Source organism: Pseudomonas sp. 14P_8.1_Bac3 (assembly GCF_025466085.1).
In the GTDB taxonomy this organism is placed as follows: domain Bacteria; phylum Pseudomonadota; class Gammaproteobacteria; order Pseudomonadales; family Pseudomonadaceae; genus Aquipseudomonas.
Genome location: NZ_JANLOD010000074.1, coordinates 19,251 through 35,016, shown reverse-complemented (window position 1 = coordinate 35,016; position 15,766 = coordinate 19,251). Strand labels below are relative to the sequence as shown.

The window sequence follows — 15,766 nt, the reverse complement described above, 5'->3', positions numbered from 1 at the left end:
GGGGTTAAACGTGGCCTACCTAAAGACCAGTAACAACAAGCTACAAGCACCGGAGCACAATGCTTGATCCTGCTGTTACAACCTCTGACTGACCGGGGCCCCGTAAGGTTCCCATAAAAAAAAATTCACTTATCCCCGACCCAGGACCTTGTCCTGTGCCGCATTGCGCAACGCCGCGATCACGCAGGGTTCCAGGCGTCCTTCGGCAATCATCAGATCGCGATGCAAACCGTCGACCACGTCCGTGAGCTGACGTTTGTCGCTCAATTGCGCCTGATTGAATGCGCGCTCGACCACGATAGCGCCGGTTGCGCTCTTCAATGTCACCAGGCATTCGCCCTGCGCGCCCGACGGGGTCAACGTCACCTGATAAGGGCTCAGCGCCTCACCGAGCAATAGGCTGATACTTTCCATCTCGATCACCACTCAATAGTCCGAAAACAAAGTGCCTGGGGCGTGTCTACAGTAAGTGACCACCGGCCCGAGAAGAAAGTTCTGGATACAAAGCGCTAAGCTGCGTCTTTGGTCTTGAGAGAATGCAGGGGAAATGTGACAGGGGAAAAACAGCGGCGTGGCGCTGGTCGGGATGGGTCCTGTAGGAGCGAGCAGGCTCCGGGCGGCGCTCCGACGATGGACGTCAACGATAACGCGGGATACCTGAATGCCCGCGTTGTCTGGGCGTTTTTCGCGAGCGTGCTCGCTCCTACAGGGGATAGAGCGTTTCTTACAACGGCTTGCCGCGATTGCCGTGCTGGCTGACGAACGCTTGCACAGCCTTCAGGTCATTCGGCAGAACAGTGCAACGCTCATCCCGCTCCAACAAATCAGCCAGGTGCACAGGCAATTCCAACGCCCTGCCGACGCCCGCCTTCTCCACCGCATCCGGGAACTTGACCGGGTGGGCGGTGCCAAGGATCACCATCGGAATATCCAGGCTGCGACGGCATTCACGCGCAGCCTTCACGCCGATCGCTGTGTGCGGATCCAGCACCTCTCCAGTCTGCTCGTACACCTCGGCAATCGTTTCGCACGTCTGCGCGTCGTCCACCGCCAGGGAATCGAACAACTTGCGGGCCTCGGTCCAGCGCTCCTGTTCAACGCTGAAACCGCCGCCCTGCCTGAAGCTGTCCATCAACGCGGCAATCGCCGCGCCGTTACGACCGTGCAGATCAAACAGCAGGCGCTCGAAGTTCGACGACACCATGATGTCCATCGACGGCGACAGCGTGGCGTGCAGGGTTTCCTTGACGTAGTGATTGCCGCTCATGAAGCGGTGCAGGATGTCGTTGCGGTTGGTGGCGACGATCAACTGGTTGATCGGCAGGCCCATGTTGCGCGCCAGGTAACCGGCGAAGATGTCGCCGAAATTGCCGGTCGGCACCGAGAACGACACCGAACGCGCCGGCCCGCCCAGCTGCAGGGCCGCATGGAAGTAGTAAACGATCTGGGCCATGATTCGCGCCCAGTTGATCGAGTTCACCGCGACCAGACGTGTACCTTTCAGGAAGCTCTGGTCGGCAAAGCTCGCCTTGACCATTTCCTGGCAGTCATCGAAGTTGCCTTCGATGGCGATGTTGTGGATATTCTCGCCGAAGAGCGTGGTCATCTGCCGACGCTGCACTTCGGAAACGCGGTTGTGCGGGTGCAGGATGAAGATGTCGACGTTTTCGCAGTGCTTGCAGCCTTCGATGGCGGCCGAACCGGTATCACCGGACGTGGCGCCAACGATCACCACGCGCTCACCGCGTTTTTCCAGCACGTAGTCGAGCAGGCGACCAAGCAGTTGCAGGGCGAAATCCTTGAACGCCAGGGTCGGGCCGTGGAACAGCTCGAGCACCCATTCGTTGCCGTTCAACTGCCGCAACGGTGCCACGGCGTTGTGGGAAAACACGCCGTAGGTCTCTTCCAGAATCTTTTTGAAATCGGCATCGGGAATGCTGCCGGTGACGAACGGGCGCATCACCCGGAAGGCCAGTTCGTGATACGGCAGGCCGGCCCAGGAAGCGATTTCTTCCTGGGTGAAACGTGGCAGGTTTTCCGGGACGTACAGACCGCCGTCGGTGGCGAGACCCGCCAGCAGGACGTCTTCGAAATTCAGGGCCGGTGCCTGGCCGCGGGTGCTGATATAACGCATGACTGACTCCAATGGACAGTGTTCGCAAAGCCGGGCCCGCAGGCGGGCCCGGTGAACGATAACGGCTTAGTTCAGGTGCTCGACGCGGATCCGTACGACCGGACCGACCACGCCCGCCAGGGCTTCCAGGGCGGCGATCGCGTCGTTGATGTGCTGCTCCAGCACGCGGTGGGTCAGCAGGATCATCGGCACCAGACCGTCATGCTCTTCGACCTCTTTCTGCATGATCGATTCGATGTTGATGCCGCGCTCCGACAGGATGCTCGCCACCTGGGCCAGTACGCCCGGATGGTCCTTGGCCTGGATGCGCAGGTAGTAGGCGCTTTCGCAGGCTTCGATCGGCAGGATCGGATGGGCCGACAGCGAATCCGGCTGGAAGGCCAGGTGCGGCACACGGTTTTCCGGGTCGGAGGTCATGGCGCGAACCACGTCCACCAGGTCGGCGATCACCGACGAAGCGGTTGGCTCCATGCCGGCGCCGGCGCCGTAGAACAGCGTCGAACCGGCCGCATCGCCATTGACCATCACTGCGTTCATCACGCCGTTGACGTTGGCGATCAGGCGATCGGCAGGAATCAGCGTCGGGTGCACACGCAACTCGATACCGGCCGCAGTGCTGCGCGCGACGCCGAGGTGCTTGATGCGATAACCCAGCGCTTCGGCGTAGTTCACGTCGGCGGTGGTCAGTTTGGTGATGCCTTCGGTGTAGGCCTTGTCGAATTGCAACGGAATACCGAACGCGATGGATGCGAGGATCGTCAGCTTGTGGGCCGCGTCGATGCCTTCAACGTCGAAGGTCGGATCGGCTTCGGCATAACCCAGGGCTTGCGCTTCGGCGAGTACGTCTTCGAAGGTGCGGCCCTTCTCACGCATTTCGGTGAGGATGAAGTTGCCGGTGCCGTTGATGATGCCGGCCACCCAGTTGATGCGGTTGGCCGACAAGCCTTCGCGAATCGCCTTGATCACCGGAATGCCGCCAGCCACGGCCGCTTCGAACGCCACGATCACGCCTTTCTCGCGCGCCTTGGCGAAAATTTCATTACCGTGAACGGCGATCAGCGCCTTGTTCGCGGTTACCACATGTTTTCCGTTCTCGATCGCTTTGAGTACCAGCTCACGGGCAACGGTGTAGCCGCCCACCAGCTCTATGACGATGTCGATCTCAGGGTTCGTGGCCACTTCGAAGACATCGTTGGTAATCGCAATACCGGTCGTCTGGAACTGAGGCTTTGGCGTGCGCGTGGCAATTTGCGCCACTTCGATTCCACGCCCGGCACGACGAGCAATTTCCTCGGCGTTGCGCTGAAGTACGTTGAAGGTTCCGCCACCGACGGTCCCTAACCCACAGATGCCTACTTTGACCGGTTTCACTGTGAACTCCCCATAAAACGGCCGACTCGAGGCCGGCCGTGGAAACAGCCGCATGCACGCGGCTCTCTATTGATGGCCCGGCACAGGTTGCCGCCGGGCCATGATCGTCACAGGCTGACCGTGACGATACGAATTACTTCGCGTCCAGCGCCAGTTTGGCGACTTGTGGCGCAGGCTGGTAGCCCGGAATGACCTGACCGTCGGCCAGAACGATGGCCGGCGTGCCGTTCACGCCGATCGACTGACCGAGGGCGAACTGTTTGGAAACCGGGTTATCGCACTTGGCGGCCTTGATTTCCTTGCCATCGACCATTTTGTCCATGGCCGCTTTCTTGTCTTTCGAGCACCAGACCGCCTGCAGCTGTTCGTCACCCGGCGAGCCCAGGCCCTGGCGCGGGAACGCCACGTAGCGCACTTCGATCCCGCGCTTGTTCAGCTCGGGCACTTCGGCGTGCAGTTTGTGGCAGTACGGGCAGGTGGTGTCGGTGAACACCGTGATATGCGATTTGGTTTCGCCGATGGCCGGGTAGACCACGGTTTCCGCGACCGGAATTTCGTTGATCAGCTTGGAAATGCCCAGGCGTTCGGTCTTCTCGGTCAGGTTGACCGGCTTGCCGTCCTTGAGCTGGAACATGTAGCCCTGAACCACGTATTGGCCGTCGGCACTGGCATAGAGCACGCGGCTGCCTTTGAGTTTAACCTCGTAAAGGCCGGGCAACGGACTGGCGGTAATGGTTTCTACCGGCACCTCGAGCTGGAGGTTTTCGAGGCTTTTACGGATGGCTTTGTCGGCCGCGTCATCGGCGACGGCAAAGGTGCTGACCAACGCAATGGCTGCGGCGGCGAAAATCTGGGTCAGACGCATGAGAACTCCTGAAGGCGGACAAATGGGACGATCAGAACGCCCGTGCCGAAACACCGGGTCATAACCGCCCATCGTGCAAACCGGCAAAGCCTACCACATAAGGCCCGCGGGGCCGAATGCCAGGTGACGAGACAAACTGCGCCCCTGTAGGAGCGAGCTTGCTCGCGATGGAGTCACGTCCACCGTTGGGTGTCAGACTGCCAGCGTCATCGTTAACGACCATCGCGAGCAAGCTCGCTCCTACAAGTGGGGATTCACCCGCGAGGATGGTGTTTGGCGTGCAGGTCTTGCAAGCGGGCGCGGGCGACGTGGGTGTAGATCTGAGTGGTGGAGAGGTCGCTGTGGCCCAGCAGCATCTGCACCACCCGCAAGTCGGCGCCATGGTTAAGCAAGTGCGTAGCAAAGGCATGACGCAAGGTGTGCGGCGACAGCGACTTGCCGATCCCGGCGACCTTGGCCTGGTGCTTGATGCGATGCCAGAAGGTCTGGCGCGTCATCTGCTCCCCGCGCTGACTGGGGAACAGCACATCACTCGGACGTCCGCCGAGCAACTCGCCACGAGCGTCGCGCATGTAGCGCTCAACCCAGACAATCGCCTCTTCGCCCATCGGCACCAGGCGTTCCTTGCTGCCCTTGCCCATCACCCGCAGCACGCCCTGGCGCAGGTTGACCTGTTCCAGCGTCAGACTGATCAATTCCGTCACCCGCAAACCGCAGGCGTAAAGCACTTCGAGCATGGCGCGATCGCGCTGGCCGATGGCTTCGCTCAGGTCCGGCGCCTTCAGCAGCGCTTCCACATCCGCTTCCGACAACGATTTAGGCAGCGGCCTACCCAGTTGCGGCATATCGACGCGTAACGTCGGATCGACGGCAATCAACTTTTCCCGCAACAAATAGCGATAGAAGCCACGCACGCCGGAGAGAAATCGTGCCGTGGAGCGAGGCTTGTAGTTTTGCTCCAGGCGCCAGGCCAGGTGATCGAGGATCAACTCACGCCCGGCGTTGATCAGCTCCAGCCCTTTGTCCTGCAGCCAGCCGTTGAACAGCGCGAGGTCGCTGCGATAGGCATCACGGGTGTTGTCGGAAAGACCTTTCTCCAGCCAAAGGGCATCGAGAAACTGGTCTATCAGAGGATGATCGATGGCAGGCATAAAGGCTCAGGCAGGACAGGCAATACGGCCATGGAAGATAAATCGCGGGCAACAAAAAAGCAGCCCTTAGGCTGCTTTTTTCTGCATCGGGAAGCTGGACTTAAGCCAGTTTTTCCTTGATGCGAGCTGCTTTACCGGACAGGTCACGCAGGTAGTACAGCTTGGCTTTACGTACGTCACCGCGACGTTTAACGGCCATGCTGTCGATTTGCGGGCTGTAGGTCTGGAAAGTACGCTCTACGCCAACACCGTTGGAGATTTTACGAACGGTGAAAGCACTGTTTACGCCGCGGTTACGCTTGGCGATAACAACACCTTCGAACGCTTGCAGACGCGAACGGTCGCCTTCCTTCACTTTCACCTGAACGACAATGGTGTCGCCCGGGGCAAAGGTAGGGATCTCTTTGGTCATCTGCTCTGCTTCGAGTGCAAGGATGATTTTGTTAGTCATGCTGTGCTCCTAAGGTAAATCGTCGGATCTACCATCGATACGTTGTTAACTATCGTCCCGCTCGCGGATGTATTCCTCGAGCAGCTTCTTCTCTTCTCCAGAAAGCGAGCGGCTTTCCAGAAGATCGGCGCGTCGTTCAAAGGTCCTACCAAGGGACTGCTGTAAACGCCAACGCCGGATGTGCGCGTGATTGCCACTTAGCAATACGTCGGGAACACGCTGATCCGCATACACCTCCGGTCGGGTGTAGTGCGGGCAATCCAGCAAACCATCCGTAAAGGAATCTTCCTCGGCGGAGTCCGCATGCCCTAAAGCTCCAGGCAGCAGTCGTGTAACCGCATCGATCAGGACCATCGCCGGCAGCTCGCCGCCAGACAGTACATAGTCGCCAATCGACCACTCTTCATCGACATGAGCTTCAATGAAACGCTCGTCAATGCCTTCATAACGGCCGGCAATCAGGATCAATGCATCCAGATTCGCCAACTTGCGTACCGCCGACTGAGTCAGTTGACGGCCTTGGGGGGACAGGTAAATCACCTTCGCCGCCTCCCCGGCTGCTGCCTTGGCCTGAACCAGAGCATCTTCCAGGGGCTTGATCTTCATCACCATGCCCGGACCACCGCCAAATGGGCGATCGTCCACAGTGTGATGTCGATCCGTCGTGTAGTCTCGCGGATTCCAACAGGTGAGCTGCAACAGCCCCTGTTTCACCGCCCGACTGGTGATGCCGTACTCGCTGATGGCGGAGAACATCTCGGGAAACAAACTGATCACTTCTACGCGCAAGTTAGCCACGCTTAGAAATCCGCGTCCCAATCCACCTTCATCTCGCCTGCGGCAAGGTCGACGGCCAACACGCATTGCTCCGTATAGGGCAACAGGCGTTCGCGATCATCCAGGCTGCCAGCGCAAGGCTTGACCACCATGACATCGTTCGAGCCAGTCTCTAACAGGTGATCGATCTTCCCGAACAGTTGCCCGAGGGTATCGATGACCTTGAGACCTTCCAGCTGGTACCAGTAGTACTCGCCGTCGGTCAGTTCAGGGAACAGGTTGCGTGGCACACAGATCTCATAACCGGCCAGAAGACGAGCTTCTTCACGATCATCGAGGTCCTTGAGCTTCGCGACCAGGAATTTGTCATTCCCGCGTCCGCTGACCAGCTCTACCTGCTTTACATTGCCGTCACGCTTGAGCGTCCAGGTTTTGTAGTCCAGCAGGTTCTTGATTGGATCAGTAAAGGAATACACCTTCACTTCGCCGCGAACGCCATGAACAGAATAAATTTTGCCAATAACGATCAAATCATCGGCAACAGCTGGCGTCGCGTTCATATTGCTCAGGCCGCAGCCTTAGCAGATTCCTTCAACAACTGAGCAACGCGCTCAGAAGGTTGTGCACCAACGCTCAGCCAGTAGGCTACGCGCTCTTGGTTCACGGACAGACGAACTTCCTGACCACGAGCAACAGGGTTGAAGAAACCAACCTGTTCCTTGTGCGAACCGTCGCGCGGGTTGCGGCTGTCGGTTACGGTCAAGTGGTAAAACGGGCGCTTTTTGGAGCCGCCAAGGGCAAGACGGATTGTTAGCATGTGAACATCGTTCCTGTAGTCGGTGCTGCAAATCTAAAGGCACAGCGGGCATAGGTGCCCGAAAGGCCGCATATTCTAAGGAATATCCGGACTTTTGCAAATGACTTTTTCCGGCGGTCTATCGGCCGCCATCCAGATTTGCTATAGAGCCGTCGTTGAAAACGGCCAGTCAGCTCCCGCCATGTGCGGGTTTGCTGGAGATCCCGCTTCCCTGCGGGTCTGCGCCGGTGCGATGACCGGCGCGGATTCTGCTGCCCTGTGACAGGGCATTACATCTTCGGCATGCCGCCGCCGGGCAACATACCGCCCATGCCGCGCATCATTTTGGCCATTCCGCCTTTCGCGGAGAATTTCTTCATCATCTTCTGCATCTGCTTGTGCTGCTTGATCAAGCGGCCGATGTCCTGCACCTGGGTGCCGGACCCCATGGCGATCCGGCGTTTGCGCGAACCGCTGATCAGCTCAGGGTCGCGGCGCTCGGCCGGAGTCATGGAATTGATGATGGCTTCCATCTGTTTGAATTGCTTCTCTGCCGCGCCCTGGGCGTTGCCCATCTGCGCCAGGTTCACGCCGCCGATGTTCGGCAGTTTGTCCATGAGGCCGCCGAGGCCGCCCATGTTCTTCATCTGTTGCAACTGATCGCGGAAGTCTTCGAGGTCGAAGCCCTTGCCCTTCTTCAGTTTCTTGGCCAGTTTGTCGGCCTTGTCCTTGTCGAGGGTGGCTTCGGCCTGTTCGATCAGGCTGAGCACGTCGCCCATGCCGAGGATGCGCGAAGCGATTCGTTCAGGGTGGAACGGCTCGAGCGCTTCGCTCTTCTCGCCCATACCGATGAACTTGATCGGCTTGCCGGTAATGGCGCGGACCGACAGTGCGGCACCGCCACGGGCATCGCCGTCGACCTTGGTCAGGATCACGCCGGTCAGCGGCAGTGCATCGCCGAAGGCCTTGGCCGTGTTGGCGGCGTCCTGGCCGGTCATGGCGTCCACCACGAACAGGGTCTCGACCGGGTTGATCGCAGCGTGCAAGGCCTTGATCTCGCCCATCATCTCTTCATCGATGTGCAGACGACCGGCGGTGTCGACGATGACCACGTCGATGAATTTCAGCTTGGCTTCTTTAATAGCCGCTTGCGCAATCTCGACCGGCTTCTGGCTCAGGTCGGACGGGAAGAAGGTGACACCGACTTCGCCTGCGAGCATTTCCAGCTGCTTGATCGCCGCCGGACGGTAAACGTCCGCGGACACGACCATGACCGACTTCTTCTTGCGCTCTTTAAGGAAGCGCGCGAGTTTGCCGGCGGTGGTGGTTTTACCGGCGCCCTGCAAACCGGCCATCAACACGACAGCAGGTGGAACGGCGCTCAGGTTCAGGTCTTCGTTGGCCGCGCCCATCAGGCTTTCGAGTTCGGCCTGGACGATCTTCACGAAGGCCTGGCCCGGCGTCAGGCTGCGCGACACCTCGGTGCCGACAGCGCGTTCCTTGACCGAATTGACGAAGTCCTTCACCACCGGCAAGGCGACGTCGGCTTCGAGCAACGCCATGCGCACTTCGCGCAGGGTGTCTTTGATGTTGTCCTCGGTCAGCTTGGCCTTGCCGGTGACATGGCGCAGCGTCTGCGAGAGACGGTCGGTTAAGTTTTCAAACATTGCGCGATCCTTTCAGGCCCTGTGTAGACCGGGATAATGGCGGCCCAGACCGGAATCAACATGTGCTCGGCGAGCCTGCGGCGTGGGCAGGTCGCGGATTATAGCGAAGACTGCGTCTGGCGGACACCTCGCACTTTCGTGCCGCGTGGGTTCTATGCCAAACTCAGCGCCTTTCGGGCTTGCCTAACAGGATTTATGCTCCCCTTGTCACCCAGTTTGCTCACCACTCTCGCCGCCGCCTGCTTGTATGCCGCTGCGACTATCTACCAAGGCACCCGCCTGGCCTCCGGCGCCAAGGCGAACAAGCGCCTGCTGGTCACGCTCGGCGTGCTGGCCGTCCTGGCTCACAGCGCCAGCCTGTTCACTCACCTGTTGACGCCGATCGGCCTGGGCCTGGACTTCTTCAGTGCCGCCAGCCTGATTGCTGCAGCGGTCATCGCCCTGACCCTGCTGGCCTGCTCGCGGATTCCGGTGGAGAACCTGCTGGTATTGCTGTTCCCGCTGGGCCTGGCGACCGTGCTGTTGGCGCAGTTCGCCCCCGCCGGCACCGTGCAGATCATCGATGAAGAACCGGGCATTCTCGCCCACATCCTGCTGTCGATCCTCGCCTATGGCATGTTCACCATCGCGGTGTTCCAGGCCTTGCTGCTGCTGGTCCAGGACCATCAGCTCAAGCACAAGCATCCGTCCGGCCTGATCAAGAATTTCCCGCCGCTGCAAACCATGGAAAGCCTGCTGTTCGGCTTCCTCTGGGCCGGCTGGACCCTGTTGTCGTTGTCGTTGATTTCCGGCTGGCTGTTCGTCGACAACCTGTTCGCCCAGCACCTGGTGCACAAGACCCTGCTGGCGTGCCTGGCCTGGATCGTCTTCAGCGTGCTGCTCTGGGGCCGTAACCACCTCGGCTGGCGCGGACACAAGGCCATTCGCTGGACCCTCGCCGGTTTCTGCCTGCTGATGCTGGCGTATTTCGGCAGCAAGCTGGTCCGTGAATACATCCTGCACATCTGACGGGCGGCATCAATGGACGACTTGCCCATAGGGCCGATGCTCGCCGTAATGGCCCTGCTGATTCTTTGGTCAGGGCTGTTTACCGCCATTGAAACGGCGCAACAGCATCTGCTGGCCCAACGCACCGCCTCGCGCTCAGGCGACAAGCCGGTGGCGAAGCTGAATTTCCCGCTGCATAGCCTGATCTTCTGCAACACCTTGTGTCGGGCCCTGGTGGTGGTCATCAGCACCTTGCTGGCGATTTTCACCTGGGCCGAAAATGGCCCGTGGGCGGCATGCGTTGGGGCCGGCGCGATCCTGCTGGTGTTCGCCGACTACCTGCCGCGCACCCTGGCTACGCGCTATCCCGATGCAGTCATGGCCCTGGGCAATACCCTGCTCGGCGTGCCGCTGAAAATCATCTACCCCGCCGCCTGGCTGCTCAATGGCATCAGTCAGTTGCTGACGCGACCGTTCGCCCGCAAACCCAACGTGGTGCAGCAAAGCGAAGACGAGACGCCAAAGGATCGCCACGACGACCAGGACCATCCGGTCTGCCGGCCGCACCCGCTGTCGGGCATCCACGCGCTGGACAACATCACGGTCAATGACATCCTGGTGCCACGCAGCGATGTCGACGGGATCAACCTGGACGACCCGATCGCAGACATTCTCGAGCAACTGCGTGCCAACCGACGCACGCGCCTGCCGGTGTTCCACAGCGACATCAATCAGGTCGAGGCGGTGCTCAATACCCGGCAGATCCGCCATCTGCTGCCTGAGGGCAACCTGACTCGCGAAGCGCTGCTGGCCGCGTGTCACGACCCGTACTTCGTGCCGGAAAGCACCCCGCTGCAACTGCAACTGCTGAACTTCCACAAGCAGCAGCGACGTCTGGGCATGGTGGTCGACGAGTACGGCGAAGTGCTCGGCATCGTCACGCTGGAAGACATCCTCGAAGAAATCGTCGGCGAATTCGAAAGCCAGCACAGCCTGGACAATCCGCACATCCATCCACAGGCCGACGGGCGCCTGGTGATCGATGGCGCGGCATCGATTCGCGAACTGAACAAAAGCCTCGGCTGGCACCTGCCCAGTGACGGCCCGAAAACCCTCAACGGGCTGGTGACCGAGGCGTTGGAAACGATCCCGGACAGCGCGGTGTGCCTGAAGATCGGCCGTTATCGGCTGGAGATACTCGAGACCGAGGACAATCGCGTGACTCGCGTACTGATCTGGCATACCGCCGCACTGCCCGCCCCCGTCTGACATCCGGCCCTGTAGGACCCGGCTTGCTGGCGATGCGCTCCAAACAGAAGGCCGCCCGGCCGCACCTACAAATCGCGACAACGACCGTGGCATAATCGATTCCGCTTACCCAAGCCCTGCCCCACCCCGTGCTACCCGCACCCCGCGTTAAACCCACATCCCTGGGTGTTCGACCATAAAAACTCGCTCCACTGGGGCATATGACTGTCAGGGATAACCGCATGACGACCAGCTCGACCTATACCGAAACCACGCCTGCGCAACCGACGAACTCCGCCACCCGCGTGGCGACCGCGAGTTTCATCGGCACCGCCATCGAGTTCTACGACTTCTACGTGTACGCCACGGCCGCGGCGCTGGTGATCGGTCCGGTGTTCTTTCCGCAGACTTCCGGCACCGCCCAGATGCTCTCGGCGTTTCTCACGTTTGGTATCGCGTTCCTCGCCCGGCCACTGGGCTCGGCGTTGTTTGGTCACTTCGGTGACCGCATCGGACGTAAATCGACGCTGGTCGCCTCGCTGCTGCTGATGGGCGTCTGCACCACGCTGATCGGCGTGCTACCGGGTTATGACGCCATTGGCGCCTGGGCGCCGATCCTGCTTTGCGTGTTGCGTTTCGGCCAAGGCCTGGGCCTGGGCGGCGAATGGGGCGGCGCGGCTTTGCTGGCGACGGAAAATGCGCCCAAGGGCAAACGCGCCTGGTTCGGCATGTTCCCGCAGCTCGGTCCTTCGATTGGTTTCCTCGCTGCCAACGGCCTGTTTCTGACACTGGCGATGACGCTGGATGACCAGCAGTTTCGCTCGTGGGGCTGGCGCATCCCGTTCCTGCTCAGCGCGGTGCTGGTGATGGTCGGTTTGTATGTACGCTTGAAACTTCACGAAACCCCCGTCTTCGCCAACGCCATGGCGCGCCAGGAACGCGTGAAGATTCCTCTGGTCGAGCTGTTCAGCCAATACTGGGCGCCCGTTTTGCTGGGGGCCGGGTCGATGGTGGTGTGCTATGCGCTGTTCTACATCTCGACCGTGTTTTCCCTGAGTTACGGCGTTTCGACGCTTGGCTACACCCGCGAAACCTTCCTCGGCCTGCTGTGCTTCGCGGTGCTGTTCATGGCCGCCGCCACGCCGCTATCGGCGTGGGCCAGTGACCGTTACGGGCGTAAACCGGTGCTGATCATCGGTGGCGTGCTGGCGATTCTGTCCGGTTTCTTGATGGAGCCGCTGCTGACCCAGGGTTCAACCTGGAGCGTGGCGCTGTTCCTGTGCATCGAGCTGTTTCTGATGGGCGTGACGTTCGCCCCGATGGGGGCACTGCTGCCGGAGCTGTTTCCGACGCACGTGCGTTACACCGGCGCGTCAGCGGCCTACAACCTGGGCGGCATTGTCGGCGCCTCGGCGGCGCCGTTCTTCGCGCAGAAGCTGGTGGCGATGGGCGGTTTGAGTTATGTCGGCGGGTATGTGTCGGGGGCGGCGGTGTTGAGCCTGATCGCAGTGCTGTGCCTGAAAGAGACGCGGCATAACGATCTGAATCGGGTGGCCTGACAAATCGCCATCGCTGGCAAGCCAGCTCCCACAGGTACAGCGTGACCACCCTGTAGGAGCGGACTTGTCCGCGATGGGCGTTAACGATGACGCTGGCCGTCAGACACCCCGCGGTGTCTGATCCACCATCGCGAGCATGCTCGCTCCTACAGATACATCGTTACAGCTCGACTACGACCGCCTTCGAAGCACGGGTCGCCTTTGCGCGAGCCGCTTCAATCGACTCATCCCGCGCCAACGCCACGCCCATCCGACGCTGACCGTTCACTTCAGGCTTGCCGAACAGGCGCAACGCCGTGTCCGGTTCGCTCAACGCAGCGCCCAGGTTGGCGAACGCCGTCTGGGTCGACTGCCCTTCCACCAGAATCACCGCCGAGGCCGACGGCCCGAACTGGCGAATCAGCGGAATCGGCAGGCCGAGGATCGCCCGCGCGTGCAGCGCAAACTGCGAAAGGTCTTGGGAAATCAGGGTCACCAGACCCGTGTCATGCGGGCGCGGCGAGACTTCGCTGAACCACACCTGATCGCCTTTGATAAATAACTCGACACCAAACAGACCGCGACCGCCCAGCGCCTCGGTGACCGCTTTGGCCACCCGCTCGGATTCCGCCAGGGCAACCGGGCTCATGGCTTGTGGCTGCCAGGATTCCTGGTAGTCGCCCTTCTCCTGACGGTGACCGACCGGCGCGCAGAACGTCGTGCCGCCAGCGTGGCGCACGGTGAGCAAGGTGATTTCGTAATCGAAGTCGATGAAGCCCTCGACGATTACCCGACCTTTACCGGCGCGCCCGCCTTCCTGCGCGTAATCCCACGCGGCTTTCACCTCGTCGGCGCTGCGCAGCAGGCTCTGGCCTTTGCCCGAAGAACTCATCACCGGCTTGACCACGCACGGGAAACCCAGGTCCTCGACGGCTTTGCTGTAGTCCTCGAAGGTGTCGGCGAAATGGTAGGGCGAGGTCGGCAGGTCCAGCTCTTCGGCGGCCAGGCGACGGATGCCTTCACGGTTCATGGTCAGTTGCGTGGCCCGCGCGGTCGGGATCACGGTGAAGCCTTCGGCTTCCAGCTCGACCAGGGTCGCGGTCGCGATGGCTTCGATCTCCGGCACGATGAAGTGCGGCTTTTCGGCTTCGATCACTGCACGCAGGGCCGCGCCGTCGAGCATGTTGATCACGTGGCTGCGATGGGCAACCTGCATGGCCGGCGCGTTGGCGTAGCGATCCACGGCAATCACTTCAACGCCCAGGCGTTGCAGCTCGATCACCACTTCCTTGCCCAACTCACCACAGCCACACATCAATACGCGGGTCGCGGTTGGCGACAATGGAGTTCCGATACGGGTCATCTCAGGTCCTCAAAGGAGCGGATCATCTCGGGTTGCGACGGCTCGCGCGCTTCCCATGGGGAGAAAGCGCGGCATTTTACATGAACCGCAGGGTTTGGCTTCAGCTGGCGACGGCCTGTTTGCGCAAGCGCCAAACCATGATCAGCCAGACGGCCGTTACACCGGCGAACTTCGAGGCCATGGCGGTGAGGATCACTGCCGGGGTGAACGCGTCGATCATGCCAAAGAAGATGAAGGTATCGAGGGGAATGCTCAGGGCCGAACTTATCCACAGGCGGTCGTGCAGCGGACGCCTGGTGACGCTGAAGACCAGCCAGTCGATGCACTCGGAGACCGCGAACGCCGTGGCGCTGGCCAGGGCGATGGAGGGATCGGAGGTGACATACGACAGCACCAGCGCCGCCAGCATCGCCGCGATCGCGCCATGGCCGAAGCGGGTTTGCACCATGTCGCGCAGCACAAACACCAATCCGCCCCAGGCGGACCAGATGATGTCCAGGTGCGGCGCGGTGGAGAAAGCGAAGTTGATCAGCACGACGCTGCTGATGTAGGCGATCAGGAAAAGCATAGGTTTGGAGACTTGGAAATAGGGTGTGCAGGGTACTTCAGGCTCGCTCCCACAGGTGTTTACCTGCCTTTGGCTTCCACCATCCACAGCAACCCGCTGGACTTGGCCCGTTCGTGACACAAGCCCAACACTTTGCGCCGCTCATCATTGTCCATCCGGCTCCAGCCGGTGATTTCTGCCACCGTGCGCTGGCACCCGGTGCAGATATCATCGTCGTCCAGCGCGCAGATGTTCACACAGGGCGAGCGAACCGGGGGTTCGGGCGCGGTCATTGTTCCTGCTCGGCCAGATCCCGGGCATAACGCTGCGAGTTATGCACGTAGTGAGCGGCACTGGCTTCGAGCATTTTCTTCTGCGGCTCGGTCAGTTCACGCACGACCTTGCCGGGCGAGCCCATGACCAGCGAGCCGTCGGGAATTTCCTTGCCTTCGCCGATCAGCGAGTTGGCGCCGATGATGCAGTTCTTGCCGATTTTTGCGCCGTTGAGGATGACCGCGTTGATGCCGATCAGACTGTAATCACCGACGGTGCAGCCGTGGAGCATGGCGTTGTGGCCGATGGTCACGCCGGTGCCGATGGTCAGCGGGTAGCCCATGTCGGTGTGCATCACCGTGCCGTCCTGGACGTTGCTGTTCTTGCCGATCAGGATCAGTTCGTTGTCGCCACGCAGCACGGCGTTGAACCAGACGTTGGCGCCCTCTTCCAGTTTGACCTTGCCCACCAGCACGGCATTGGGTGCGACCCAGCTCTGCGGATGGGTTTCGACGCGGGCGTCGCCCAGGCGGTATTTCATCTTATTGTCCTCAAGGCCAGGCCGGCTCACTTGCAAAACGCGCCATACGAGCGATGG

The 15,766-nt window shown here is 60.7% G+C and carries 17 protein-coding genes; 3 read left to right on the top strand and 14 right to left on the bottom strand.

The genetic code is table 11. The annotated features are described in order from the left end of the window. Positions 1-129 precede the first annotated feature (129 nt). From NTD84_RS26775 to ffh, 10 genes are all read right to left on the bottom strand, one after another. Positions 130-414, bottom strand: a complete 285-nt coding sequence (locus NTD84_RS26775) for a DUF3509 domain-containing protein (protein WP_262171983.1) — start codon at positions 412-414, stop codon at positions 130-132. A 310-nt stretch (positions 415-724) separates the two neighbouring features. Then, on the bottom strand, positions 725-2,134 hold the full coding sequence (gene thrC, locus NTD84_RS26770; protein WP_262171982.1) for a threonine synthase: 1,410 nt from the start codon (positions 2,132-2,134) through the stop codon (positions 725-727). Between the two features lie 66 nt (positions 2,135-2,200). Then, complete coding sequence (locus NTD84_RS26765; protein WP_262171979.1) at positions 2,201-3,505, bottom strand: homoserine dehydrogenase; 1,305 nt, start codon at positions 3,503-3,505, stop codon at positions 2,201-2,203. A 133-nt stretch (positions 3,506-3,638) separates the two neighbouring features. Next, positions 3,639-4,370, bottom strand: a complete 732-nt coding sequence (gene dsbC / locus NTD84_RS26760; RefSeq protein WP_262171977.1) for a bifunctional protein-disulfide isomerase/oxidoreductase DsbC — start codon at positions 4,368-4,370, stop codon at positions 3,639-3,641. Positions 4,371-4,624: 254 nt separating this feature from the next. Continuing rightward, positions 4,625-5,521 (bottom strand): site-specific tyrosine recombinase XerD, encoded by an 897-nt coding sequence (xerD, locus tag NTD84_RS26755; protein WP_084321881.1) that lies wholly within the window; start codon positions 5,519-5,521, stop codon positions 4,625-4,627. 100 nt (positions 5,522-5,621) lie between these two features. Continuing rightward, on the bottom strand, positions 5,622-5,972 hold the full coding sequence (rplS, locus tag NTD84_RS26750) for a 50S ribosomal protein L19 (RefSeq protein WP_003175895.1): 351 nt from the start codon (positions 5,970-5,972) through the stop codon (positions 5,622-5,624). Positions 5,973-6,017: 45 nt separating this feature from the next. Next, on the bottom strand, positions 6,018-6,770 hold the full coding sequence (gene trmD, locus NTD84_RS26745) for a tRNA (guanosine(37)-N1)-methyltransferase TrmD (RefSeq protein WP_262171973.1): 753 nt from the start codon (positions 6,768-6,770) through the stop codon (positions 6,018-6,020). A 2-nt stretch (positions 6,771-6,772) separates the two neighbouring features. Next, on the bottom strand, positions 6,773-7,309 hold the full coding sequence (gene rimM, locus NTD84_RS26740) for a ribosome maturation factor RimM (RefSeq protein WP_253437012.1): 537 nt from the start codon (positions 7,307-7,309) through the stop codon (positions 6,773-6,775). Between the two features lie 5 nt (positions 7,310-7,314). Next, positions 7,315-7,566 carry a 30S ribosomal protein S16 gene (gene rpsP, locus NTD84_RS26735; protein ID WP_003198088.1) on the bottom strand — a complete coding sequence of 84 codons (252 nt, stop codon included), beginning with the start codon at positions 7,564-7,566 and terminating at the stop codon, positions 7,315-7,317. Positions 7,567-7,835: 269 nt separating this feature from the next. Beyond that, positions 7,836-9,212, bottom strand: coding sequence for a signal recognition particle protein (gene ffh / locus NTD84_RS26730; protein ID WP_017340267.1), 1,377 nt, complete (start codon positions 9,210-9,212; stop codon positions 7,836-7,838). Positions 9,213-9,407: 195 nt separating this feature from the next. Here ffh and NTD84_RS26725 point away from each other — a divergent pair, with 195 nt between their 5' ends. The 3 genes from NTD84_RS26725 (at position 9,408) to NTD84_RS26715 (ending at position 13,006) form a co-directional block, all read left to right on the top strand. After that, positions 9,408-10,220: an inner membrane protein YpjD gene (locus NTD84_RS26725; protein WP_262171965.1), complete on the top strand. Its 813-nt coding sequence runs from the start codon at positions 9,408-9,410 to the stop codon at positions 10,218-10,220. A gap of 12 nt (positions 10,221-10,232) precedes the next feature. Further along, positions 10,233-11,468, top strand: coding sequence for a transporter associated domain-containing protein (locus NTD84_RS26720; protein WP_262171962.1), 1,236 nt, complete (start codon positions 10,233-10,235; stop codon positions 11,466-11,468). A 221-nt stretch (positions 11,469-11,689) separates the two neighbouring features. Then, positions 11,690-13,006, top strand: coding sequence for an MFS transporter (locus NTD84_RS26715; RefSeq protein ID WP_262171959.1), 1,317 nt, complete (start codon positions 11,690-11,692; stop codon positions 13,004-13,006). 160 nt (positions 13,007-13,166) lie between these two features. Here the strand turns inward: NTD84_RS26715 and purT are convergent, their stop codons facing one another. From purT to NTD84_RS26695, 4 genes are all read right to left on the bottom strand, one after another. Then, positions 13,167-14,348 carry a formate-dependent phosphoribosylglycinamide formyltransferase gene (gene purT, locus NTD84_RS26710; protein ID WP_262171956.1) on the bottom strand — a complete coding sequence of 394 codons (1,182 nt, stop codon included), beginning with the start codon at positions 14,346-14,348 and terminating at the stop codon, positions 13,167-13,169. Between the two features lie 100 nt (positions 14,349-14,448). Next, positions 14,449-14,916 carry a VUT family protein gene (locus tag NTD84_RS26705; RefSeq protein ID WP_262171954.1) on the bottom strand — a complete coding sequence of 156 codons (468 nt, stop codon included), beginning with the start codon at positions 14,914-14,916 and terminating at the stop codon, positions 14,449-14,451. Between the two features lie 59 nt (positions 14,917-14,975). Beyond that, complete coding sequence (locus tag NTD84_RS26700) at positions 14,976-15,188, bottom strand: DUF1289 domain-containing protein (protein ID WP_262171951.1); 213 nt, start codon at positions 15,186-15,188, stop codon at positions 14,976-14,978. Continuing rightward, complete coding sequence (locus tag NTD84_RS26695) at positions 15,185-15,709, bottom strand: gamma carbonic anhydrase family protein (protein ID WP_262171948.1); 525 nt, start codon at positions 15,707-15,709, stop codon at positions 15,185-15,187. The genes NTD84_RS26700 and NTD84_RS26695 overlap by 4 nt, the downstream gene beginning before the upstream one ends. Positions 15,710-15,766: the final 57 nt, after the last annotated feature.

Bases quoted from the DNA above. Each gene is read 5' to 3' on its own strand.
- NTD84_RS26720 (WP_262171962.1), top strand. From the start codon at position 10,233: ATGGACGACTTGCCCATAGGGCCGATGCTCGCCGTAATGGCCCTGCTG.
- NTD84_RS26705 (WP_262171954.1), bottom strand. From the start codon at position 14,916: ATGCTTTTCCTGATCGCCTACATCAGCAGCGTCGTGCTGATCAACTTC.
- rpsP (WP_003198088.1), bottom strand. From the start codon at position 7,566: ATGCTAACAATCCGTCTTGCCCTTGGCGGCTCCAAAAAGCGCCCGTTT.
- NTD84_RS26775 (WP_262171983.1), bottom strand. From the start codon at position 414: ATGGAAAGTATCAGCCTATTGCTCGGTGAGGCGCTGAGCCCTTATCAG.
- dsbC (WP_262171977.1), bottom strand. From the start codon at position 4,370: ATGCGTCTGACCCAGATTTTCGCCGCCGCAGCCATTGCGTTGGTCAGC.
- NTD84_RS26725 (WP_262171965.1), top strand. From the start codon at position 9,408: ATGCTCCCCTTGTCACCCAGTTTGCTCACCACTCTCGCCGCCGCCTGC.
- purT (WP_262171956.1), bottom strand. From the start codon at position 14,348: ATGACCCGTATCGGAACTCCATTGTCGCCAACCGCGACCCGCGTATTG.
- ffh (WP_017340267.1), bottom strand. From the start codon at position 9,212: ATGTTTGAAAACTTAACCGACCGTCTCTCGCAGACGCTGCGCCATGTC.
- NTD84_RS26715 (WP_262171959.1), top strand. From the start codon at position 11,690: ATGACGACCAGCTCGACCTATACCGAAACCACGCCTGCGCAACCGACG.
- NTD84_RS26700 (WP_262171951.1), bottom strand. From the start codon at position 15,188: ATGACCGCGCCCGAACCCCCGGTTCGCTCGCCCTGTGTGAACATCTGC.
- NTD84_RS26695 (WP_262171948.1), bottom strand. From the start codon at position 15,709: ATGAAATACCGCCTGGGCGACGCCCGCGTCGAAACCCATCCGCAGAGC.
- xerD (WP_084321881.1), bottom strand. From the start codon at position 5,521: ATGCCTGCCATCGATCATCCTCTGATAGACCAGTTTCTCGATGCCCTT.
- rplS (WP_003175895.1), bottom strand. From the start codon at position 5,972: ATGACTAACAAAATCATCCTTGCACTCGAAGCAGAGCAGATGACCAAA.
- rimM (WP_253437012.1), bottom strand. From the start codon at position 7,309: ATGAACGCGACGCCAGCTGTTGCCGATGATTTGATCGTTATTGGCAAA.
- thrC (WP_262171982.1), bottom strand. From the start codon at position 2,134: ATGCGTTATATCAGCACCCGCGGCCAGGCACCGGCCCTGAATTTCGAA.